This window comes from Priestia koreensis, from assembly GCF_022646885.1.
GTDB classification, from domain to species: domain Bacteria; phylum Bacillota; class Bacilli; order Bacillales; family Bacillaceae_H; genus Bacillus_AG; species Bacillus_AG koreensis_A.
The window spans coordinates 3,456,424-3,478,940 of the sequence record NZ_CP061868.1 but is presented as its reverse complement, the minus strand read 5'-3'; the positions used below and the strand labels follow the sequence as shown (position 1 = coordinate 3,478,940).

At 40.6% G+C, this 22,517-nt stretch carries 28 protein-coding genes; 23 read left to right on the top strand and 5 right to left on the bottom strand.

Annotated elements, in window-relative coordinates; all coding sequences use genetic code 11:
• Positions 1–24: 24 nt before the first annotated feature.
• On the bottom strand, positions 25–1,071 hold the full coding sequence (locus IE339_RS18295; protein ID WP_242169880.1) for a hypothetical protein: 1,047 nt from the start codon (positions 1,069–1,071) through the stop codon (positions 25–27).
• Positions 1,072–1,083: 12 nt separating this feature from the next.
• Entirely contained in the window at positions 1,084–2,511 is a 1,428-nt protein-coding gene (locus tag IE339_RS18290) for an MBOAT family O-acyltransferase (protein ID WP_242169879.1), read from the bottom strand.
• 177 nt (positions 2,512–2,688) lie between these two features.
• On the opposite strand from IE339_RS18290, the gene IE339_RS18285 reads away from it, so the two are divergent.
• The 14 genes from IE339_RS18285 (at position 2,689) to lysA (ending at position 13,289) form a co-directional block, all read left to right on the top strand.
• Positions 2,689–3,066, top strand: a complete 378-nt coding sequence (locus IE339_RS18285) for a DUF4363 family protein (protein ID WP_242169877.1) — start codon at positions 2,689–2,691, stop codon at positions 3,064–3,066.
• A gap of 44 nt (positions 3,067–3,110) precedes the next feature.
• Positions 3,111–3,809, top strand: a complete 699-nt coding sequence (locus tag IE339_RS18280; protein WP_242169875.1) for a DUF421 domain-containing protein — start codon at positions 3,111–3,113, stop codon at positions 3,807–3,809.
• A 58-nt stretch (positions 3,810–3,867) separates the two neighbouring features.
• On the top strand, positions 3,868–5,034 hold the full coding sequence (locus tag IE339_RS18275) for a D-alanyl-D-alanine carboxypeptidase family protein (protein ID WP_242169873.1): 1,167 nt from the start codon (positions 3,868–3,870) through the stop codon (positions 5,032–5,034).
• A gap of 107 nt (positions 5,035–5,141) precedes the next feature.
• The gene (gene spoIIAA, locus IE339_RS18270; RefSeq protein WP_242169871.1) at positions 5,142–5,492 is read left to right on the top strand and encodes an anti-sigma F factor antagonist; all 351 of its coding nucleotides are present in this window, start codon (positions 5,142–5,144) and stop codon (positions 5,490–5,492) included.
• On the top strand, positions 5,492–5,935 hold the full coding sequence (spoIIAB, locus tag IE339_RS18265; RefSeq protein ID WP_242169869.1) for an anti-sigma F factor: 444 nt from the start codon (positions 5,492–5,494) through the stop codon (positions 5,933–5,935). Before spoIIAA ends, spoIIAB begins: the two co-directional genes overlap by 1 nt.
• Positions 5,936–5,947: 12 nt before the next feature.
• Positions 5,948–6,712 carry an RNA polymerase sporulation sigma factor SigF gene (sigF, locus tag IE339_RS18260; protein WP_053402245.1) on the top strand — a complete coding sequence of 255 codons (765 nt, stop codon included), beginning with the start codon at positions 5,948–5,950 and terminating at the stop codon, positions 6,710–6,712.
• A gap of 126 nt (positions 6,713–6,838) precedes the next feature.
• Positions 6,839–7,453, top strand: coding sequence for a stage V sporulation protein AA (locus IE339_RS18255; protein ID WP_242169867.1), 615 nt, complete (start codon positions 6,839–6,841; stop codon positions 7,451–7,453).
• Complete coding sequence (locus tag IE339_RS18250; RefSeq protein ID WP_053402247.1) at positions 7,450–7,872, top strand: stage V sporulation protein AB; 423 nt, start codon at positions 7,450–7,452, stop codon at positions 7,870–7,872. Before IE339_RS18255 ends, IE339_RS18250 begins: the two co-directional genes overlap by 4 nt.
• A gap of 15 nt (positions 7,873–7,887) precedes the next feature.
• Positions 7,888–8,355, top strand: a complete 468-nt coding sequence (gene spoVAC / locus IE339_RS18245) for a stage V sporulation protein AC (protein WP_242169864.1) — start codon at positions 7,888–7,890, stop codon at positions 8,353–8,355.
• Positions 8,356–8,376: 21 nt separating this feature from the next.
• Positions 8,377–9,381 (top strand): stage V sporulation protein AD, encoded by a 1,005-nt coding sequence (spoVAD, locus tag IE339_RS18240; RefSeq protein WP_242169861.1) that lies wholly within the window; start codon positions 8,377–8,379, stop codon positions 9,379–9,381.
• Positions 9,382–9,395: 14 nt separating this feature from the next.
• Complete coding sequence (gene spoVAE / locus IE339_RS18235) at positions 9,396–9,746, top strand: stage V sporulation protein AE (RefSeq protein ID WP_242176235.1); 351 nt, start codon at positions 9,396–9,398, stop codon at positions 9,744–9,746.
• A 7-nt stretch (positions 9,747–9,753) separates the two neighbouring features.
• Positions 9,754–10,320, top strand: coding sequence for a stage V sporulation protein SpoVABEA (locus IE339_RS18230; protein ID WP_242176234.1), 567 nt, complete (start codon positions 9,754–9,756; stop codon positions 10,318–10,320).
• Positions 10,310–11,785 (top strand): spore germination protein, encoded by a 1,476-nt coding sequence (locus IE339_RS18225; RefSeq protein WP_242169858.1) that lies wholly within the window; start codon positions 10,310–10,312, stop codon positions 11,783–11,785. Before IE339_RS18230 ends, IE339_RS18225 begins: the two co-directional genes overlap by 11 nt.
• Before the next feature lie 181 nt (positions 11,786–11,966).
• Complete coding sequence (gene lysA, locus IE339_RS18220; protein WP_242169855.1) at positions 11,967–13,289, top strand: diaminopimelate decarboxylase; 1,323 nt, start codon at positions 11,967–11,969, stop codon at positions 13,287–13,289.
• 45 nt (positions 13,290–13,334) lie between these two features.
• Here the strand turns inward: lysA and IE339_RS18215 are convergent, their stop codons facing one another.
• On the bottom strand, positions 13,335–14,201 hold the full coding sequence (locus IE339_RS18215; protein ID WP_242169851.1) for a DUF1002 domain-containing protein: 867 nt from the start codon (positions 14,199–14,201) through the stop codon (positions 13,335–13,337).
• 327 nt (positions 14,202–14,528) lie between these two features.
• On the opposite strand from IE339_RS18215, the gene IE339_RS18210 reads away from it, so the two are divergent.
• A complete protein-coding gene (locus IE339_RS18210; protein ID WP_053402255.1) occupies positions 14,529–14,969 on the top strand; it encodes a peptidylprolyl isomerase in 441 nt (146 codons plus the stop codon).
• A gap of 444 nt (positions 14,970–15,413) precedes the next feature.
• Positions 15,414–15,761 (top strand): GNAT family N-acetyltransferase, encoded by a 348-nt coding sequence (locus IE339_RS18205; RefSeq protein ID WP_053402256.1) that lies wholly within the window; start codon positions 15,414–15,416, stop codon positions 15,759–15,761.
• Between the two features lie 80 nt (positions 15,762–15,841).
• Here IE339_RS18205 and IE339_RS18200 read toward each other — a convergent pair whose 3' ends face one another.
• Together IE339_RS18200 and IE339_RS18195 are read right to left on the bottom strand one after the other, a co-directional pair.
• Positions 15,842–16,363 carry a DUF309 domain-containing protein gene (locus IE339_RS18200; protein WP_242169849.1) on the bottom strand — a complete coding sequence of 174 codons (522 nt, stop codon included), beginning with the start codon at positions 16,361–16,363 and terminating at the stop codon, positions 15,842–15,844.
• Positions 16,364–16,470: 107 nt separating this feature from the next.
• The gene (locus tag IE339_RS18195) at positions 16,471–16,572 is read right to left on the bottom strand and encodes a YjcZ family sporulation protein (protein ID WP_083446568.1); all 102 of its coding nucleotides are present in this window, start codon (positions 16,570–16,572) and stop codon (positions 16,471–16,473) included.
• A gap of 413 nt (positions 16,573–16,985) precedes the next feature.
• Here IE339_RS18195 and IE339_RS18190 point away from each other — a divergent pair, with 413 nt between their 5' ends.
• The 7 genes from IE339_RS18190 to IE339_RS18160 all read left to right on the top strand — a co-directional run bounded on the left by IE339_RS18190 (position 16,986) and on the right by IE339_RS18160 (position 22,348).
• Positions 16,986–17,741: a segregation/condensation protein A gene (locus IE339_RS18190; protein WP_242169846.1), complete on the top strand. Its 756-nt coding sequence runs from the start codon at positions 16,986–16,988 to the stop codon at positions 17,739–17,741.
• Positions 17,741–18,313, top strand: a complete 573-nt coding sequence (gene scpB / locus IE339_RS18185; RefSeq protein ID WP_242169843.1) for an SMC-Scp complex subunit ScpB — start codon at positions 17,741–17,743, stop codon at positions 18,311–18,313. Before IE339_RS18190 ends, scpB begins: the two co-directional genes overlap by 1 nt.
• A 122-nt stretch (positions 18,314–18,435) precedes the next feature.
• Positions 18,436–18,924: a DUF3907 family protein gene (locus tag IE339_RS18180; RefSeq protein ID WP_242176233.1), complete on the top strand. Its 489-nt coding sequence runs from the start codon at positions 18,436–18,438 to the stop codon at positions 18,922–18,924.
• Between the two features lie 271 nt (positions 18,925–19,195).
• Positions 19,196–20,374, top strand: a complete 1,179-nt coding sequence (locus IE339_RS18175) for a D-alanyl-D-alanine carboxypeptidase family protein (protein WP_242169840.1) — start codon at positions 19,196–19,198, stop codon at positions 20,372–20,374.
• Complete coding sequence (locus IE339_RS18170) at positions 20,367–20,966, top strand: nucleoside recognition domain-containing protein (protein ID WP_053402262.1); 600 nt, start codon at positions 20,367–20,369, stop codon at positions 20,964–20,966. The genes IE339_RS18175 and IE339_RS18170 overlap by 8 nt, the downstream gene beginning before the upstream one ends.
• Entirely contained in the window at positions 20,963–21,496 is a 534-nt protein-coding gene (locus IE339_RS18165; RefSeq protein ID WP_242169836.1) for a spore maturation protein, read from the top strand. Before IE339_RS18170 ends, IE339_RS18165 begins: the two co-directional genes overlap by 4 nt.
• Before the next feature lie 120 nt (positions 21,497–21,616).
• Positions 21,617–22,348, top strand: a complete 732-nt coding sequence (locus tag IE339_RS18160; protein ID WP_242169833.1) for a pseudouridine synthase — start codon at positions 21,617–21,619, stop codon at positions 22,346–22,348.
• The last annotated feature ends 169 nt before the right edge of the window (positions 22,349–22,517 follow it).

The window sequence follows — 22,517 nt, the reverse complement described above, 5'->3', positions numbered from 1 at the left end:
AAAATAAGTCCCCAGCTTGGGGACTTATTTTTGTTTGTTTAACAGTTCTTTCACATGCTTAAGATGTGCATCAATGGTATCCGCCGTTACGTATTCACCAAAATCCTTTGGAAGCTCTTTGTTCGTTGGATCTGTGATTCGTTCAGCAATATAGTCGCCAACTTGTGGATAGAAATGATGACCATCAAAATAGTTTTTGTAATTATTCGTAACGGTGTTTGGATACATGAAGTTATACACGCCACCGTATACCGAGATGACATCACGAAGCCAGCGTTCATAATCATCAAATCGTCCTTCTTCTACCAATGCCTGCATTAATTCCGTTGAAATTGGCGTCGTGAACGGAATAAACTCCAAATCAGGGTTATTAACCTTCACGCGCTCAATAATCGCCTTGTACTTGTCATTGTATTGATACGTTGGGCCATAAAAGACTTCGCGGAATTTTTTAATTTTATCTTTCGTTCGTACCTGTTTAACTTTGTCTGAATATGAAACGGCTGATGCGACGTTATAGTTATCGTAGCTACGTTCAAAAATGGGCTTATCTTTTAACGCCGCTTTAAAGTTTTTACGTGCGTATTCAAATGTATCAAGAGATAGTAGCGTTTTATAGCGATAAAACGTCGCGTTTGCGCGCACAACGTTTCCATCTAAACTAAGAGGTGCGGTGCTTTCATTCACGCTTGATTTGAAAAAATCAAGCCCGATTACAACACGCTGTAGCTTTGCTTGATCTTGCTGTTTTGCGTAGCGCACAAAACTATCGTATTCGCGAACGGACATGTTACTTACCGCAAAGTTAAACGTGTGAAATCCTTTAAATTTGTGCTGGTCGATGTAAGTAGAACGACTGCTTCCGAGAAGAAGCGTATCGTAGTGAAACGGTCGAAACGTTAACCAGTTTGTTTTTTGCTGTCGTTCATCAATGGCCATCTGTGCATTTTGATAATGTGTCCGATGATTGAACGTCCACATCGGGTCCATGACGAAATTAAAACCAATTAAAAGGGACAAGAAGAGAGCAGTAATTCCAATGACGCTCAATGTCCACTTTTTATAACTCATATGCTTGTCACCTCAAAAGTTAAAGTATAAAAATTCACTGATGTTTGTAATGTTCACAAGTGAATAGAGCAGTAGGGCACAGACGAATAGCACCGTTAAAAAGTGCGGCTTGAACTTATCCTTGAGCTGATGTGAATTTTTCGTCACGACGACTAATAAGAAGCAGCCAACAACAAGCCAGATCGTATCCCACGCAATGTCGATATTCCCAAATAGGACCATTTTTTCTTTGAAAGCTTGAACAGGCTGATGAAACCAAGCCGGAATATTAAACATCGTTTTTAAAATCGACATGGCCGTTGCAACGTCAGGTGCTCGGAAGAATACCCATGTTGCATTAATAAACTGAAACGTAATGAACCATGATAAAAGCTTCGGTAGCGTAACAGGAAGCTTGCCCCAAAAACGGCAAATAACAGAGGCGATGCCGTGTAAAGCGCCCCATATAATAAAGGTCCACCCCGCTCCGTGCCAAAAACCGCTAACTAAGAAAATAATCATGATGTTTACGTATGTACGTGCATTTCCTTTTCGGCTTCCACCGAGCGGAATATAAATGTACTGAGTTAAAAATCGGCTTAAGGTAATATGCCATCTGCGCCAGAAATCTTGAATGTTTCGGGCTTTGTATGGCGAATTAAAGTTAATTGGTAGCGTGATATTAAAGAGTAAGGCAATCCCAATCGCCATATCAGAATAGCCGCTAAAATCAAAATATAGCTGAAACGTGTAGCTTAGCGATGTGATCCAAGAATCAATCGTTGTGAGCGAATCAAAGTTTAGAAACCCTTTATTGGCCCATTTTGCTAGGCTATCCGCAATCATTACTTTTTTAAATAATCCAACGGAAAAAATAAAAAAGCCAAGCGCGATATTATGAAAATTAAAAAAACGCTTTTTTAACGAATGGAACTGCGGCATAAGCTCCTGATGATGAACAATCGGCCCTGCGATTAGCTGCGGGAAAAACGTCACGAATAGCGCATAATCGAGGAACGAATATTGCTTTGTCTCACCGCGATATGTATCTACTAAATAACCAATCTGCTGAAAAGTGAAAAAGCTTATTCCAAGTGGTAAAAGAAGGTGCAGAAGGGTGTAATCCGTCTTAAACACCGTATTAATGTTCGTTACAAAGAAATCGTAGTATTTGTAGTAGCCGAGAAGAAGAATGTTACATACGACCCCGAACGTTAAGTAAGCCTTTGATTTTTTAGGTGTGGAAGCCTTTACAATGATGATGCTTATAAATCTGTTAAAAAGAATGGAAAACAGAATAATTGGCAAGTAGCTTGGATTCCAAAAACCGTAAAAAAACAAGGAGGTAATAAATAACCAAATTTTTGTCGCAAGGTGCAACTTAAATTTGTTAAATAAGAAAAAGAGTAAAAAGACAACTGGTAAAAACACAAAAATAAATTCAAATGAATTGAAAAGCACTTCATTAACCCCCAACAATTGTTGATTTTTGTCACGTATTGCACAACAAAGTCGAACAACAACTAAAGAACATAGTATAACAACTTCTTTTTTCTGTAAATAGGTGACAGGAGGTATGTCAAGTTTTAAAAGCGATTATACTGATACGAATAAGAACATCGAGGGGGGGATACTAGTTTGTCACAAAAACAGATTAATCTATCACTTTTGGGACTCCTATTACTAATCTATATTGGCATTTGGGCATGGCAGTATGTCGTGTTTTTTAAAGAAACGCCATCGTTTGAAGATAACGTACAGCAGGTAATGAAACAAGCTGAGCGACACGAGTGGCAAAAAGCAGGAGAGCAGATGGAAAAGGTAGAGAAACAGTGGGATCGCGGAAAGATTGCCGTGTCTATTAAAACCGCTTCGATGAATCATAGTCTATTAACCATCTCGCTGCGTAAGCTGAAATCCTCCGTTTCAAAGCATGACGAAGTGGGCGTAAAACGTGAGGGAGAAGAGTCACTTCTTCTGTTTCGGAATACGTTGTCACTCATCCCACGATTCTAGGAAACCATTCATCTCAAACGATTCGAACGGAAAAGGAGTCAACTATGTTTATTGATATTGGTATTTTTATTGTACGAGCTGTCATTGTTGTCATTGGTACGTGGCTTGTAACAAGCTTTATCGGGAAAAAATCAGTGGCTCAGCTTACGCCCTATGAAGTTGCCATTTTGTTTATCGTTTCAAACGTAGCGGCACAGCCGTTAGTATCAATGGATTCGTTTAAAACCGCGTTTAGTATGGTGCTTCTTGGTGTTAGCATCGTGTTATTAAGCTATTTGTCTACAAAGAAGCCGTTTTATCGGCTGAATGCTACGCCAAGCATCGTGATTAACAAAGGACAAATTAATATGAAGGAACTGAAGCGGAATCGTATGAGCATCTATGCTCTTTTATCCATGCTACGCTCACAGGGTTTTTTCCGAATTGCTGATGTGGAATACGCCATATTAGAGCTTGGAGGGGACTTATCTGTGCTTTCAAAAGAAGCTGCAAGACCGGTTACGCCAGAAGATCTCAAGTTGAATCCCGAGCAGCAGGAACTGAGTTATGCGGTTGTAGTAGATGGAGTCATCGTAGAAGAAGCACTGCGCGCGCTTCACCAGTCAAAGGAAGCCCTCGTGATGTCGATTGAGAGGCAGTATCATGTTGGGATCGGGAAGGTGCTGTATGCTGAGATGGATTCACAAGGGACGTTATATGCGAATCTGCGACCTATTTATAATGAAGGAAATATTTCCAGTTGAGTATAAAGAGAAAACTAATGGGAAAAATAGGGTGTATAAAGAATGGAGGTTTGTGGGAATGAAGCGATTTTTACCATTTGTAATTGTAGCCGCCTTTTTGTTTCCGACCTTTTCACACCCTGTTTCAGCAGCGGAAGGTCAATCTGCAGAGTTAGCTACAAAAGCACGATCAGCAGTTTTAATTGAACGAGATACGGGAGCAGTTTTATTCGAGAAAAATAGCCAACAGCCGTTACCGCCTGCAAGCATGACCAAAATTATGACAATGATCTTAATTATGGACGCGCTTGATAAAGGGAAGATTACGCTGAATGAAAAAGTACGTGCAAGTGAATATGCGGCTTCTATGGGAGGTTCACAAATCTTTTTAGAGCCTGGAGAAGAAATGACCGTTAACGATATGCTAAAAGGAATTGCGATTGGTTCTGGCAACGATGCATCTGTTGCGATGGCCGAGCATCTCGCCGGATCTGAAAAAGCGTTCGTTGCGATGATGAACAAAAAAGCAAAACAATTAGGATTAAAGAACACGCATTTTGCCAATCCAACAGGCTTACCTGTAAAAGATCATTACAGTACGGCTTATGACATGGCAATGATGGCAAAAGAGCTCTTGAAATATGATCAAATCACCAACTATACAGGAAAATACGAAGATTATCTTCGTCAAAATACCGATAAAAAATTCTGGCTTGTGAACACAAACCGATTAGTGAAGTTTTATCAAGGTGTTGACGGGGTGAAAACTGGATTCACAGGTGAAGCGAAGTACTGCTTAACAGCTACAGCGAAAAAAGGAAACATGCGCGTCATTGCGGTTGTGTTTGGAGCAGAAACGCCTAAAGAACGAAATACTCAAGTTACTCAGATGCTTGATTACGCGTTCAATCAGTATCAAACAAAGCCTCTTTATAAACGTAATGCGCTGATTGTAAAAGCAAGCGTAAGCAAAGGTGACCAAAAGAAAGTAAATGTGGTGACATCAGAGCCTATTTCGATTTTAACGAAAAAAGGTGCGTCGACAAAAGACGTGACCACGGAAGTAAAAATGAATCAGGACCTGAAAGCGCCTATTCAAAAGGGCGAAGAAGTCGGGATGCTGATTATTAAGAAAAAGGGTCAAGTTGTCAGCCAATCTCCGCTTGTGTCACAAGGAAATGTGAAAGAAGCGTCGTGGTGGCATTTATTTAAGCGGACAATGGGTATGTTCAATCACTCGTCTTAATAACCACTAATTTTGACGAAATAATTCTAGTTTTGTCATATAGAAGGATAATCGTCTTCACCTAGCGAAACACACACTATACGATTGAATACAGGGAGGTAAGTGGATTGAGTCTTTCTGTTAAGCTTGAAGTTAAACAAGGTGTGTTATTAGCAAGATTAGGTGGAGAGTTAGATCATCACACAGCAGATTACTTACGAAAAGAAATTACGGCCGTTTTAGAAAAAGAATGGGTTCAACATATGGTGTTAAATTTGGAACATTTGACGTTTATGGACAGCTCAGGTCTTGGAGTCATTTTAGGTCGATACAAGCAAATCAAAAATAGCGGTGGCGAAATGGTCGTTTGTTCGATTCCAATTGCTATTCAGCGACTGTTTGATATGTCCGGCCTCTTTAAAATTATTGGACTAGAGCAAGATGAGTCACACGCGCTTCAAAAGTTGGGGGTGGCATAATGAAAAATGAAATGCACATCCAATTTTCGTCGCTTAGTCAAAACGAGTCATTTGCTCGTGTAACCGTAGCGGCATTTGTTGCTCAGTTAGACCCCACCATGGATGAACTGACTGAAATTAAAACGGTCGTATCAGAAGCCGTAACGAACGCCATCATTCACGGATATGAAAACAGTCCGGATGGCATGGTGTATATTTCGGCGTATTTAACAGACGAAGGCGTCGTGGAGATTTTAATTAAAGATCATGGCGTAGGAATTGAAGATGTTGAAGAGGCAAAGCAGCCTTTGTTTACGACCAAGCCTGATTTAGAGCGATCAGGAATGGGCTTTACCATTATGGAGAATTTTATGGACGAATGTCACATTGAATCCTCCGCTGCAACGGGAACGACACTGCACTTAAAAAAGCACTTATCAAAAAGCAAAGCTTTGTGCAATTAAGGAGATCTGCCGATGGATGTGGAGGTCAAAAATGATAAGTCGGAAAGCTATCTAAAGGATTTTGAGGTAAAAGCACTGATTAAGCGAAGTCAGCAAGGAGATCAAGGGGCAAGAGATTTAATTGTCGAGAAAAATATGCGACTCGTTTGGTCTGTCGTGCAGCGGTTTTTAAATCGAGGCTACGAACCAGACGACCTGTTTCAAATTGGGAGTATAGGGCTTTTAAAGTCGGTCGATAAATTTGATTTGTCGTATGACGTGAAATTTTCGACCTATGCGGTCCCAATGATTATTGGAGAAATTCAGCGCTTTATTCGAGATGATGGGACAGTAAAAGTGAGCAGGTCCCTAAAAGAAATGAGCAACAAAATTCGAAAAGCAAAGGATGAGCTCTCCAAAACGTTAGGCCGTGTTCCTACCATTATTGAAGTAGCAGAATTTCTAGACATCACCCCAGAGGAAGTCGTAATGGCTCAGGAAGCGAACCGTGCACCATCATCCATTCATGAAACGGTGTACGAGAACGATGGCGATCCGATCACATTGCTTGATCAAATTGCCGATCAAAATGAAACCAAGTGGTTTGATAAAATGGCGTTGAAAGAAGCAATTGATGGACTTGACGAACGTGAACGCTTAATTGTTTACCTAAGATACTACAAAGACCAAACACAATCAGAAGTGGCCTCAAGACTCGGCATCTCACAGGTACAAGTGTCACGGCTTGAGAAAAAGATCTTAAAGCATATGAAGAGCCAAATGGAAAGTGAAAATTAACAAAAAGAGAGCAGATGCAATCGCGTCTGCTCTCTTTTTGTTAATTAATGGATGGAAGCTGGCTGTATGATCGCTCAGTTGGAAACTCATACTAATCAGAAAGGAAAAGAGTAAGGTGTGATCACGATGCAACCGACCATTTATTTACGAATGCGTCATCGCATTCAAGCACGTTCAAACGAGGTTGTAAAGATCGAAAAGCTCGTCATGCTTGTAGGGGAGGACGGGCTGGTAACATCGATTGCCTCTAAGGATATTTATCAAATCACTCCGAGCGACAAAAACATTGTCATTATTGATGTGATGAATGTTATTCAAACGATTCACCAACACTACCCGGATGTGGATGTTCAAACGATTGGTCCTTCCGAGACAATTGTGGAAGTTTTGTTGAAAAAGAGAAGCTATTCTCCTTTTTTCTTCGTACTTGTTTGGCTGCTTTTATTTATCGGAGCAGCGCTCGCTATTATGAATTTTCACGAAGATGTCAGCATGCAGCAGGTGCACCAAAAGCTTTTTTATATTTTAACCGGTATAGAGGATGAAAAGCCACTGCTGCTACAAATTCCGTATTCAATTGGTCTCGGAATGGGAATGATTTTGTTTTTTAATCACCTATTTCGGAAGCGTATTAACGAAGAACCAAGTCCATTAGAAGTGGAAATGTTTAATTATCAGCAGGATCTAGATCAGTACGTCATCAGGCACGAAAATCAAGAAAAGGTAGAGAAAAAACCATGACGATTCGCGTGGTGCTGACTGTTTTTATTGGAATGGCAGGGGGATTAGCCGTCGGATCGGGATTTGTTGCGTTTTTAACGGTTCTGGGAATCATTCCGCGTCTAATGCAGCTGACGAAGACAATGAAGTACATTCGAGGCTATGAGTGGGGAGTAGTAGCAGGAGCAGTAGGTGGAGGGTGGTTTAGCTTAAATCACTATTCGCTTCATCTTCCCCTTTTTGTTGCTGTCATTGTAGGAACGGGAAGCGGAATGTTTATTGGCATGCTTGCTGCGGGCTTAACAGAGGTGTTGAATGTTCTCCCTATTATGGCAAAGCGAATTGGTATTGATGAAAAAATTGTCATCCTCTTAATGGCTATTGTCCTCGGAAAGGTAATGGGATCACTGTTTCACTGGATTTATTTTGTTGAATTATAAAAGGAGGCGTTTCATATGGAGCAATCATCAAATCAGCAAAAGCTAAAGGATGACTATCAAAAAAATATCAAAAAATTTCAGCCACCAACCCCTTATGTGACAAATTGCTTAAAAGCTTTTTTAGTCGGTGGATTTATTTGTGCGCTAGGTCAAGCCATTGAAAACTTTTATTTAGCATACTTTAACTTTACGGAACAAACGGTAGGAAACCCAACGGTTGCAACACTTATTTTATTATCAGCTTTACTAACAGGGTTTGGTGTGTATGATCGAATCGGTCAATTTGCCGGGGCGGGATCGGCGGTTCCTGTTACAGGATTTGCAAACTCCATCACGAGTGCAGCACTTGAGCATAAGAGTGAAGGAATTGTATTAGGAATCGCAACAAACATGTTTAAGTTAGCCGGAAATGTCATCGTATTTGGGGCTCTATCAGCTTATGTGGTTGGAATTATCCGCTACGTGATTAGTCAGTTACTCTAGTGTTCAAGGAGGTTTTTGAGAATGAAATTAGTTGGAAAACAATCATGGGTATTTGAAAACGAGATTTATATCAATTCGACTGGAACGTCTGTTGGACCGAAAGAGGCAGACGGTCCTCTTGCTGGAAGCTTTGATGAGATTCATGACGATCTTCATTGCGGAGAAGACAATTGGGAACTAGCAGAACGACGACTAATGAACGAATCAGTCAATACGTGCTTGCAAAAAGCAAACCTCACATATGACGACATTAACATTTTTCTAGCAGGAGATTTACTGAACCAAAACGTGACGGCAAACTATGTTGCACGGCACCACCGAATTCCTTTTTTATGTATGTTCGGAGCGTGTTCGACGTCGATGGAAACACTAGCGGTTGGAGCAGCTCTCGTGGACGGAGGATTCGCCCATCGGATCATTGCGGCAACAAGCAGTCATAACGCCACTGCAGAGCGGCAGTTTCGCTATCCGACAGAATATGGCGGGCAAAAGCCTAACAGTGCGACATCAACGATCACAGGCGCAGGAGCAGCTCTTGTTTCAAAGGAAAAAGGACTCGTAAGAATTAAAAGTGCCACTATTGGACGAGTAACAGACTATGGGATTAAAAATCCATTTGATATGGGCTCTGCAATGGCCCCTGCGGCAGCAGATACGATCAAACAGCATTTTATCGATATGAACACATCACCAAATGATTATGACTTAATTGTCACAGGGGATTTATCAGGTGTTGGTAGTCCAGTGATGAAACAGCTTCTAAAAGACGAAGGTTACGATTTATCGGATGTGCACAATGATTGCGGACTTATGATTTACCGTCCAGACCAAAACGTATTTGCAGGAGGAAGTGGATGTGGTTGCTCAGCCGTTGTTACATATGGCCACATCTTAAACGAGATGAAAAACGGCTCCTTAAAACGCGTACTTGTCGTGGCAACAGGAGCGCTTTTAAGTCCAACGATGATTCAACAGAAGGAATCCATTCCGACCATTGCACATGGCGTAGTAATGGAAGCATTGTAGAAAGGAAGAGGATGATGGAGTATATTATTGCTTTTGTTGTAGGGGGCGCCATTTGTATCGTTGGACAACTATTGTTCGATCTTACAAATCTAACACCCGCACATGTTATGAGTTTGTTTGTCGTAGTAGGGGCTGTTTTAGACGGTTTTGGTATTTACGATAAGTTTATTGAATTTGCGGGAGCAGGAGCGACGGTTCCGATTACAAGCTTTGGACATTCCCTTTTACACGGTGCGATGCGACAGGCAGACGAACACGGATTTATTGGTATTGCGATGGGGATTTTCGAGTTAACGTCTGCCGGTATTTCCTCTGCAATACTGTTTGGTTTTATCGTGGCTCTTATTTTTAGACCGAAAGGATAGAAGAATGATGCGAAGACGGGTCATCTTGGTAACCGATGGAGATGAATATGCTCAGCGAACACTTGAGCATATTGCTAGAAAAATGGGAGGGCGCTGTATTTCTCAGTCACAGGGAAATCCAACACATTTATCCGGCATGCAAATGGTGCAGTACATTTTACAAACCCCCTATGATCCTGTTTTTGTAATGTTTGACGATTGTGGGTTTATTGGAGAGGGCCCTGGTGAACGAGCAATGAAAGTAGTAGCTACCCACAAGCAAATTGAAGTACTGGGTGCAATAGCGGTAGCCTCAAATACGCATCAAAACGAGTGGACAAGGGTCGATGTGTCGGTTGATCGATTCGGGATGCTAACCGGAAACGGTGTTGACAAAAATGGAATTGAAGAGTTTGAAAGTGGCCGTATTAACGGTGACACGGTTTACAGCTTAGATCAGCTAAATATTCCAATCATCGTCGGAATCGGCGATATTGGGAAAATGGGGCGCTACGATGACTTACAAGCAGGGTGTCCGATCACCGAGCAAGCCGTACAAATCATTTTAGAAAGGAGCGGTTTTTATGACATATGAATCCTATGATCAAACGCCTATTTTTAGGCGGGTGGATGATAATGATGAATGGTTTAAAAAGAATGCGAGTATGATCACGAGCTTTGACGTTGGCGTTCGTAAGCTGAAAATTTTAGATCGTGCTGTCCATCTATACTATGTTACGGGTCTATGTGATAGCGCGTATATTATCAAGGTTGTCGAACAGCTCGTTGAGATTAACGATAATGAACGTGAAAAAGCGAAAGCGCGTGAGATTATTGAAAATCGCTTAATTCATCAGCAGGTAAATCCGATTAAAACGTTAGAAAAGGCACGAGATACGTTCTTATCCGGACTCATTGTAGTGCTTATTGATGGAGAGGAAATCGGATATGAAATTGATGTGCGTTCCTATCCAGGAAGACAGCCGCAAGAAGCAGACACTGAAAAGGTAATCCGTGGAGCGCGAGACGGGTATACGGAAAATATCATCATCAATACGGCGTTAACACGTCGACGAATTCGAGATGGTCGTCTTCGCTTTGAAATTATGAAAATTGGTCAACGTTCAAAAATGGACGTTTGTATTGGTTATATTAATGGAGTAGCAGATCCAGGGCTTGTAAAAATCATCAAACAAGAGCTAGAAGCGATCAATATTGATGGCTTACCAATGGCTGATAAATCGATTGAGGAATTTTTAATTAAACAAGGATACAATCCGTTCCCCCTTGTTCGCTACACGGAAAGACCAGATATCGCATCAAGTCATTTGTTAGAGGGACATGTTATTATTATTACAGATACCTCACCAAGTGTAATCATTACGCCGACAACTTATTTCCATCATGTCCAGCATGCAGAAGAATATCGTCAATCTGCTGCGGTTGGTACGTTTGTGCGTTGGGTTCGTTTTTTAGGCATTTTAACATCTATTTACCTTCTACCACTATGGCTTCTCTTTGTATTAGAACCATCGCTCCTACCAGAGCGTCTAGCCTTTATTGGGCCAAACGAACATACACACATTCCGACCGTAATGCAGATTTTCTTTGCAGATATCGGAATTGAATTTCTGAGGATGGCCGCCATTCATACGCCCACCCCATTATCAACCGCAATGGGGTTAATTGCAGCAGCTCTCATCGGACAAATTGCAATTGATGTGGGACTATTTGTTCCTGAAGTTATTTTGTACGTCGCCATTGCTGCGATTGGATCGTTCGCTACACCGAGCTATGAGCTGAGCGTAGCAAACAAAATGTCGAGGCTTGCACTCTCCATTTTGGTCGCATTGTTCCACATTCCGGGATTCGTAATAGGTGTGACGTTGTATATCTTGTTCCTAGCGAGTACAAGATCGCTTAATACGCCGTACTTATGGCCGTTCATTCCATTCAACATGAAAGCATTGTGGCAAATTATTATTCGTACACCGGTTGCAGGTGCGAAAATGCGACCAAGCATCGTCCATCCGTTAGATAAAAAGCGTGAAGGCGACTAATCAAAAGTGTATAGAAGCGAATATTGAAAAAAAGGAACTATTCTAATTGCCAGAAATATTATTCTATGGTAAGGTTGTTTTTATTAAGTAAACGGTCACGTAAAAAGACAGTTATCACCTCAATGACGGGTGAGCTGTCTTTTTCTACATAATTTCATACAGTTGGGAATGAGGTAAAGCGATGTTTTTACATGGAACAAGCAGAATTAATAATGAAGGACATTTAGAAATTGGGGGTGTCGATACGGTTCGCTTAGCGAAACAGTTCGGCACACCGTTGTATGTATATGACGTAGCATTAATTCGTCAAAAGGCTCGCCAGTTCAAGGAGACGTTTGAGAAGCATCACGTAAAAGCACAAGTTGCCTATGCAAGCAAAGCATTCTCAAGTGTGGCAATGGTCCAGCTCGTTCATGACGAAGGTCTATCATTAGACGTTGTTTCAGGTGGAGAACTATACACGGCGCTTAAAGCCGGATTTCCAAAAGAAAAAATCCATTTCCATGGTAATAATAAAAGCAAAGCAGAGCTTGAAATGGCTCTACAAGAAAACATCGGCTGTATTGTGGTCGATAACTTTTATGAAATTGAGTTGTTAAAAGAAGTTTCCTCACATGCTAAAGGTAAAATTCCCGTTCTGTTACGTTTAACACCTGGGGTAGAAGCACATACACACGACTACATTACGACAGGACAAGAGGATTCAAAATTTGGATTCGGCTTGCAAAATGGTCAGGCTGATGAAGCCATTAAGCGTGTTCGCGAGGATGACCGCTTCCACCTGTTAGGCATTCACTGTCATATCGGATCACAGATTTTTGAAACAACCGGATTTGTTATGGCCATTCAAAAGCTGTTCACAAAAATTAAAGAATGGAAAGAGAACATAGATTTCATTCCTGAAGTCGTCAACTTGGGAGGCGGATTTGGCATTCGCTATACCGAAGAAGACACGCCAATTCCTGTTTCTCAATACGTGGATGTTATCATTAATGAAGTAAAGCAGCAGGTTGCACTACTTGATATTCCATTCCCTGAAATCTGGATTGAGCCTGGTCGTTCACTTGTTGGGGATGCCGGTACAACGCTTTATGAAGTGGGCGCACGTAAAAGCGTTCCTGACATTCGTGAGTATTTATCCATTGACGGGGGAATGAGTGATAACATTCGTCCAGCGCTTTATCAGGCGAAATATGAAGCGGTGCTTGCCAACAAGGCCAATGAACCGAACAAAGACGTTGTCTCCATTGCTGGCAAATGCTGTGAGTCAGGAGATATGCTAATTTGGGATATTCCACTTCCGGCAGCGAAGCCTAATGATTTATTAGCCGTATTCTGTACAGGTGCTTATGGATATGCCATGGCAAGTCATTATAACCGTTTAACTAAGCCTGCCGTTGTGTTTGTCGAAGATGGCGATGCGCAGTTGGTGATTAAGCGCGAAACATATGAAGATCTTGTTCGTAATGATTTAAGCTACAAAGTAAAAGTGAAAAAATCATAAAAAGAAAAAAGGAGCTCTGCGTGATTGCTGAGCTCCTTTTTCTATTTATGAGAATAATGATTTAATAAAGTCAATAATGCTGATAAAGAAACGTTTTAGTTTATCAAGAAACGACTGTCCTTCTTCAGACTGAAGGAACGTTGTCACCTTTTCTTTTGTTGCGGAAAGTTGGTCTTTCACTTGGCCCCAATCAATATTCATATCTTTTAATTTATTAAATAACTCTACTAAAGAATTAAGCTCAGAATCTGTTAGCGTAATACCTAACTCATCCGCTGCGCGTTTGATTAACTCGCGAAGGTCCGATTTGTTTTCCGGTTTTTCTTTAGCGATGCCTTCTTTGATTTTTGCCATGAGAGCTGCCGCTTTTTCTGGTCCAACAGAATCACCTAGCTTCGCTGTTTGTACCATTTCTTCGTTGGCCGCTTTTTTTACTTCTTCAGGAATCTTCTTATCAGTTTGAATCTCGTAAGCTTTCATAATCCCCGTCAATGCAGCGGTTCCAGATACTTTAAAAGGAGCTGTAATTTTAATCGTTGCATCCTTAATACCAGCCGTCATAAGCGCATTCGTATACATTTCGTCTGTAACCCACTCGATGTTATTCGTTTCTACGCGAATACCAGAATCTTTTTCCTCTAATGTGATACTAGCGGAGGAAATGGATTTAGAGCCGATTTGTGCTTTCGGAATAAAATCACCTAAATATTTATATTCTTCAGCGTTTGTTACGGTAACGGTTTGATCATCAGTACTTGCCCCAAGGTCATTTAACACCTTTTCTTTATCTTGAGGTTTTAAATCTTGTCCAAGCGTTACAATTGTGTCACCTACGGCAGCATCTGCAAAGCTTACAACCGGAACACTTAGCAACAGTCCTATTATTAATAGTGAATTAATTATCTTTTTCATCGTACTATTTACGACCTCCTTCACATGACCATCATGCACATTCTTTACATTTTTGTCAATTATGCGTACAGAGCATGAACGCACTAATAAGACGAAAAATGATTTTAAAAAGTTTCGTTTCACATAAAATTCTTACGCAGACGCTCCTTTAAAGAGGCTAGAAGCTTTACCATGGAATTAGAGATATGGCACCGCTTTATCAAACCAAATTTTTTTGGGAAAATGATGTGAAAAATATGGAAAATACTGTTGCTCGAGTGGTTGGACTTTTTATTTGGCCAAAGAGATGCTAATATAGAAAGGATTATATGATGAGGAGGATACATAATGACTAAAAAAGGTTATATCCTTATGGAAACTGGCGAAAAGATTGAATTTGATTTATATCCGAACGAAGCACCAAATACAGTAGCAAACTTTGAAAAGCTTGCAAACTCTGGCTTCTACAACGGTGTTACATTTCACCGTGTAATTCCTGGATTCGTTTCTCAAGGTGGAGATCCAACAGGAACAGGTGCAGGTGGCCCTGGTTACACAATTGACTGTGAAACAGAAGGAAATCCTCACAAGCACGAAGCAGGTTCTTTCTCAATGGCACATGCTGGAAAAAATACGGGTGGAAGTCAATTCTTCATCGTTCATGAGCCACAACCACATTTAAATGGTGTTCATACAGTATTCGGAAAAGTAACAGAAGGTCTTGATTCTGTTCTTCGTATGCGTAATGGCGATACAATGAAAGAAGTAAAGGTTTGGGACGCAGAATAATCTATGCTTCCTGAAAGTGTTAAAAACGGTCACAGGTTCCACAAACGTGGAATTTGTGACCGTTTTTCGTCTATTGGACGTGGAGCATGTTCAATCATTTTTTACTGCCTTATAATTATGAGATAAGGGGGGAGAAAATGAACAAGCAAAATCTAATTTTGTTTGGTAGTCTAGTTAGTCTTAGTTTGATTTGGGGAATTGTATATTGGGTATTTCTAACATAACGGGTGCTTTCTTGAAATCGGCGCGCTATTTCTTATAAAATATATAGGAATATACGTTCTTATGTTGATCTTGCTATCTAAATTTTGTATCATAGAGAAGATTGTACAAGAGCTGTGTAGAAAAATCCGTGTATAGGTGTTAGAGGGTAAGGTCGCCTACATATTTAGTTGGAAATGATTCATAAAAAGTTTCAGATATCCGATAACGAGGGAGAATGTTATGCTTATTCGCTACAAACGGAATTATGAAAAGATTGCAATGGGACTTCTTTCTTTTATGCCGACAGAAAAAGATTTAAAAAAACTTCAGCAGACGATTAAAGAATACGAACAAAATGATGGCTGGCAGTTGTATTTGTGGAAAGAAGAAGATGATCTTATTGGAATAATTGGGGTAACGAATCTCAACGATCAAATGATTGAAGTGCAGCATCTTAGTGTGAATCCTTCACACCGTCACCAAGGGATTGGGAAAGCGATGTTGCAAGAAGTGAAAAGGCTCTATGCCGATAAAGAAGTAAGACCAAATGAACACATTTCGTCTTTTTTTGATAAATGTGACGCGTAATGGCGTTTAAAAGGTGCATGAGTAGCTCTCATGTATGACCGGATTATATAAAAAACAAAGCCATAGTCAAGCGGTAGCGCTTATCTATGGCTTTGTTTTTTTTCTAAGCTTTCTTTCCGAGCGGCTACTACGTCACTTCGATCTCGAAGGCTGTGACGATGAATAATCGCCTCTAGTTTTAAATCAGAATCCTTCCACCAATCCATATTCCATTCACGGCTGCGAGCTTCACACTGTTGAAGCAAGCCTTGATCGACAATAGGAAGATACAAACTTCGATACGCTTGATGAGCTGAAATCTCTTTTAGACGTTTCGCTAGGATACGAAGGAGTTTCTCCCCATCCAACCCAAGGGTTGAAAGCATTGATTCATGGTTTGAAAGAATGCGAATCGCGCCTTTCATCATGCGAAGCGAACCGTTGAAATTTTGTCTTCTTTGATGATAGAGGGAAACGGCGATTTGAATGAACCCGACCCAGACTTGATCGCGATGCTTCGCCTCTTTTTCCTTCCAAAACTCTTCGAGAATTTCGTGGCATTCAAAATAATCCCGATCACCGTGGAAATGAACCAAGTAGTCAATATAAGCACGAGGATACATCTATTTTCCTCCTTTTACGTTGTCTTGGACTTAAGTGTAGCATGCTATGTATGGAAAATAAAATGAAGAAAGTGTTCAGCTTTTACTGAACACTTGGGGTAAATCCATTAGCAGATGTAAGACCATCCAACGATTACAAGTAGTACGAATAACACTACTAATAATGCAAATCCAGATCCATAACCGTACCCATCACATTTTTCACCCATTGCTATTTCCTCCTTCAGCCTTAAGCTTGTGGTTTGTAACTACAATCCCATCATATGTCGGGAAGACAGTTATGTATGGGCATATGACCTAATTTTCTGCACCTGAGCGTAAAAATAAGTTCATGAAACGACTGTAACCTTTTTGTATGTAGGAAATATAACGGGCTAGACTGGGTGACTTTTTAAAGCGGAAACCTATGTATACTGCTGAAACACCCGTTACCACTAAGTAGGACCCAGTAGGGAGATTTTTTACATCTATAAAAGAGGCGCTGCTAAAGATCCCCCTAACCCACCCCTCGTTATGACAAAATTTTAAAACAGATTTACGAATATAGTTGGACTTGGTTTTAGAATGCTCTATACTTAAATGGCATAACGAATTGTAAAGAGTGAAATGTTGGTGAAAATATATGGAGTATAACGTAAAAGTAGATGCCTTCGAAGGGCCACTTGACTTGCTATTGCATTTAATTAATCGATTTGAAATTGATATTTATGATATCCCTGTTGCTCAGATTACGGAGCAGTACATGATGTATATACATACGATGCAGGAGCTAGAGCTCGATGTAGCAAGTGAGTATTTAGTCATTGCTGCTACACTATTGGCGATTAAAAGTAAAATGCTGCTTCCAAAACATGAAGAGGAAGAACTAGCTGAATACGATGAGTTTGATGAAGAGGAGGATCCTCGTCAGGAACTTATTCAGCAGCTCGTTGAATACAGGAAATTCAAGGAGGCGGCTGAGAGCCTACGACTTCGTGAGGAAGAACGTAAGCTTGCACATTCAAAGCTACCAAGCGATTTGAGTCATTTGCATGAAAGTGCAAAGGAAGAACAGCAGGAGCTTGATGTCACGATGTATGATATGCTAAGTGCGCTCCAAAAAATGATGAAACGTAAACAAATTCAAAGACCTGTACGAACGACTATTAAAAGACAGGAAATTCCGATTGAGAAAAGGATGGAAGAGATTGTGGTCTCTCTTCGTAAGCTGAAGAAGCGGACGAGCTTTTTCGATCTATTTCCGTCAGAAGAAAAGCCTCATATCGTCGTTACGTTTTTAGCAGTGCTAGAGTTAATGAAGCAAAATAGTATTGTCGTCGAGCAGGAAGGGAATTTTGATGAATTATTTGTATCGTATCGAGAAGGAAGGGACAGTTAGTGAATAATCAAGCTATTATTGAATCTCTGCTTTTTGTTGCAGGAGATCAAGGCTTATCGTTGAATCAATTAAGTACGATTTTAGAAATGGATGAGAAAACTGTCAGTCACTTAATGAGCGAGTTTTCTAAGAGCTATCATAATGAAGATCGTGGTCTAGAACTGATCGAGGTGGCGGATGTATACAAATTAGTCACCAAAAAGGAAAGCGCAGAGTATATTAAAAAACTAGTCGATATTCCGGCTAGCCAGTCGCTATCTCAGGCGGCGCTTGAGACATTAGCGATTGTCGCTTATCGACAGCCCATTACACGCGTTGAAATTGAAGAAGTACGAGGCGTTAAGACGGAACGCCCGCTACAAACGCTTGTAGCGAAAGCACTGATTAAGGAAGTAGGGCGTGCAGAGGGCGCGGGACGAGCTATTTTGTACGGCACAACGAATGAATTTATGGACTACTTTGGTCTAAAAACGCTAAAAGATCTCCCTCCTTTACCCGAAGATATGAAGGAGCAAGACTTGGATCAAGAAACAGATCTATTTTTTGAAAAGTTCAACGAGATTGCGGAATAAAGAAAATATTATAAACAGTTGGAATAGTGTGATAATATATAATAGATCACAAAATGCCAGGTGGGAAATTGCCCGCGAGCTGTTTGGATTAGAAAGAAAAGAAATGATGGAGGAGAGTAATGATGGGAAACGTAATCGTAAAATCGCAAATCGAATTAGTACAGCAAAAATTAGCGACCTCTATTCAATCAATGAATCGTTTTTTAAATAATACAAAAATTGATGATTTACAAAAAGAACAAGAGTGGTCCTTAGAAAATTATGAGTCTCTGCTATCGAACGTAAGACGCATGGCCGTTTTTTGTGAAGAAGGATTAGAGGCATGCCAAATTATTTCTGTTACAGAGCCTTTCCGCAAAGCAGCGGCAGAGAGAGCACTGTACCGTATTTATCATCAGTGTGTAGAAGAGTTTTTCACGCCGAAAACGGATTTGTGGTACGAAGATAGCCGTTCAGCTTATACGGGCCGAAACTCAATTAAATACCGTTTCACACCGCCAGCTTCTTTTGAAGGCCTTGTGACCTCATTAGAAAGTGATTTTCAAACGATGAGAGAAGAGCTTCAGTATTATGAAACAGATTATCTAACGAAGATCAAGCAGTCACAGTAAACAGAGAAGCTCAGAAGGGTTGCAACGGACCTATATGGCAGTTGATACATAAGAGTCCTCAACAAAAGAGAGGAGTCATCAAGCATTGCGCTTAATGGCTTCTTTTTTTGGGACTTTTTAATGGTAAAAAAAGATAAAAATATATTTTTTATCCATTTATTCCGCGTATAGTTTAGAAAAAGAGAGAGATAGTAAGGGAATGCACAAATTTATTCATAACTCAACAAGACAAGCATACACTTGTACAAATAGGTAAAGGGACGGGGATACGATGAGGGTATTCAGCAAAACATTTATAGTTGTCATGTGCTTACTCCTTTCTATGCACATTTTTTCTCCTTCTGCAGCAGCATCTGAAAAAATTTCTGGAGGAGTCAGCGCTAGAGGCGCCGTATTAATGGAACAAAGCACAGGAAGAGTGCTGTATGAAAAAAATCCAAACGCCAAGATGCGAATCGCGAGTATTACAAAAATTATGACCGCAATTATTGCGATTGAATCAGGCAAATTAGATACAGAAGTAAAAGTTAGTGCCAACGCAGTGAAAACAGAAGGTTCTTCCGTGTATTTAGTGCCAAATGAAAAAATTAAGCTCCGTGATCTTGTTTACGGGCTCATGCTTCGCTCTGGAAACGACGCGGCAGTCGCTATTTCTGAAAGTGTTGGAGGAAGCGTACCAGGCTTTGTTCACATGATGAACCAAAAAGCAGAAGAAATTGGGATGGTGAACACTGAGTTTGCTAATCCTCATGGACTTGATGATCATGAAAATCATTATTCTACGGCCTATGATATGGCACTTTTAATGAGATATGCCATGCATAACAAAACGTTTCGTGATATTTCAGGAACGAAGATTTACCGCACAACCCATCCAACTGAAAAATGGGATCGCGTATGGAAAAACAAAAACAAATTACTCACCACGTTTTATAAATATTGCACCGGTGGTAAGACGGGTTATACGAAACGCGCAAAACGAACGCTCGTTACGACCGCTACAAAAGGAAACCTTAATTTAATTGCTGTTACAATTAACGATCCAGATGACTGGAAAGATCATACGTATATGTTTGATCAAGGCTTTAAATTATTTAAGCCGGTCAAAATTGTGGAAAAAGGAACGCTTGATGATATCAAAAACACCTTTTATAAAAATAAGCTGTACGTTAAAAGAGATTTTGTGTATCCATTATCAGATGGTGAAAAAGATGATGTGAGCCTTCATACCAAGCTGTTAAAGCCTCAAGTGAAAAAGTGGAAATCCAATCCAGATTCCGTTCCAAGCATTGTGGGACGCATTAAAATTTATCAGGACGATGAAGCAATTGGAAATATCCCGATTTATTTAAAAAAGGGCGCAGCCTCTGCTAAAAAAGAATCTCCAAGCTTTTGGGGTGAGGTAAAGCATGTATTTTCATTGGTGATTGGAGTCAGATCAGATGGTTAATCTGATCTGGATGGCCCTCACCATTATTGGATTAATTTTTGCCGTTGTAAATGACCGCGTTGAGCAGGTGAACAAAGCTATCTTCCAAGGAGCAACAGACGCGGTTACCATTAGTATTGGCCTTATTAGTATTCTTGTTTTTTGGCTAGGCTTGATGAAGATTGCCGAGGCATCCGGTCTTCTTGACAAGCTAGCCATTCTCTTTCGACCCTTCATTACTCGGCTGTTTCCAGAGGTTCCAAAAGATCATCCCGCCATCGGTTACATCTTATCGAACATGATGGCGAATATGTTTGGACTTGGAAATGCGGCCACTCCTCTTGGTATTAAAGCAATGGAACAACTAAAAAAATTAAATGGAAATAAAGACGAAGCAAGTCGCTCCATGATTACCTTCTTAGCTATTAACACTTCAAGCATTACGCTCATTCCGACGACGGTCATCGCCGTCCGGATCACCTACGATTCCGCAAACCCAGCCGAGATTATCGGTCCTACTTTACTTGCTACAATCATTTCTGCTATTGGTGGTATTTTACTAGATCGCTATTTTTATCATAGGAGAGTAAAAAAGGAGAGGAAAACCAAATGACAGCCGTTAACCAGCTCTCTCTTTTGTTGATCCCCTTAATTATTGGGTTTATCTTGCTTTATGGAACCTATAAAAAAGTCCCTACATATGAAACCTTTACAGAAGGCGGTAAAGAAGGCATTCAAATTGCCTTTCAAATCATTCCGTTTTTAGTCGGGATGCTGGTGGCAATCGCCGTTTTCAGGGCTTCAGGTGCCCTTGATTTTTTACTGAATGTAATGCGTCCTTTACTAGAAGCTCTTCACGTTCCTCCGGAAGTCGTGCCGCTTGCGCTAATTCGTCCAATTTCTGGTACCGCTGCGCTTGGTATGATGACAGATTTAATTTCTACGTACGGACCAGACTCGTTTATCGGACGACTCGCCTCAACGATGCAAGGCAGTACAGATACAACGTTTTATGTCCTGACCGTTTATTTCGGTGCTGTTGGGATCAAGAAAATGGGGGATGCGGTAAAGGTGGGATTGCTTGCAGACCTCGTTGGGATTATCGCCGCTATTTTCGTTGTTTGGATCATGTTTGGAAACTAAAAGCGCGTAAGCAGACGCGCTTTTTTTTATGAGTTTGAAAAGAAAGAACGTGTAATAATGTAGGATAGGCTTGTATTCATATTTTGAAACAAGTAAGATGTTACAAGAGGTGAATGCAAAATGGAACGATTACAAAAAGCAATTGCTCATGCCGGTGTTGCGTCTAGACGTAAAGCGGAAGAGATGATTAAAGAAGGAAAAGTAACAGTAAATGGAGAAGTAGTGAAGGAGCTAGGAGTCAAAGTAGGCTCACAAGATAAAGTAGAAGTGAATGGAATCCCTCTTCAACGAGAAGCACCTGTCTATTTTCTTTTATATAAACCTCGCGGAGTTATTTCTAGTGCTGAAGATGATAAAGGCCGTACAACGGTTGTTGATTATTTCGAGAATGTACAAGAGCGTATTTATCCTGTTGGACGATTGGATTATGATACGTCTGGGCTTCTTTTATTAACAAACGATGGTGAATTTGCTAATGTCCTTACGCATCCAAAATACGAGGTAGATAAAGTATATATTGCCAAAGTAAAAGGCATCCCAACGAGACAGCAGATCAAACAGCTTGAGCGAGGCGTTATGCTTGAAGATGGAAAAACGGCTCCTGCAAAAGCAAAGCTTGTTTCATTGGACAAGAAAAAACAAACAGCTATCGTTGAATTAATTATTCATGAGGGACGAAATCGACAAGTACGCCGCATGTTAGATTCAATTGGACATCCTGTGTTAAAGCTTCGTCGTGAACGTTACGGTTTTCTAACTTTACACGGGCTAAATGCTGGAGAATCTCGTGAGTTAACGGCTCATGAGGTAAAACAGCTTCGTGCTCATGCACAAAGTGGTTCAGGACGCTAATTGACTTGTCCAGGAAAGTAGTCTGAATGAAGCGGTGTGGAAATTCCTATTTCAGTAGGGATTTCCCATCGCTTTCTTTCATGTTATGGAAGTGCTTACAAAACAATAGGGGGAGATGAGAGGAGTAAGGGGACAGCAGATAAATCCTTGATTTTGTCACATAAGGTTC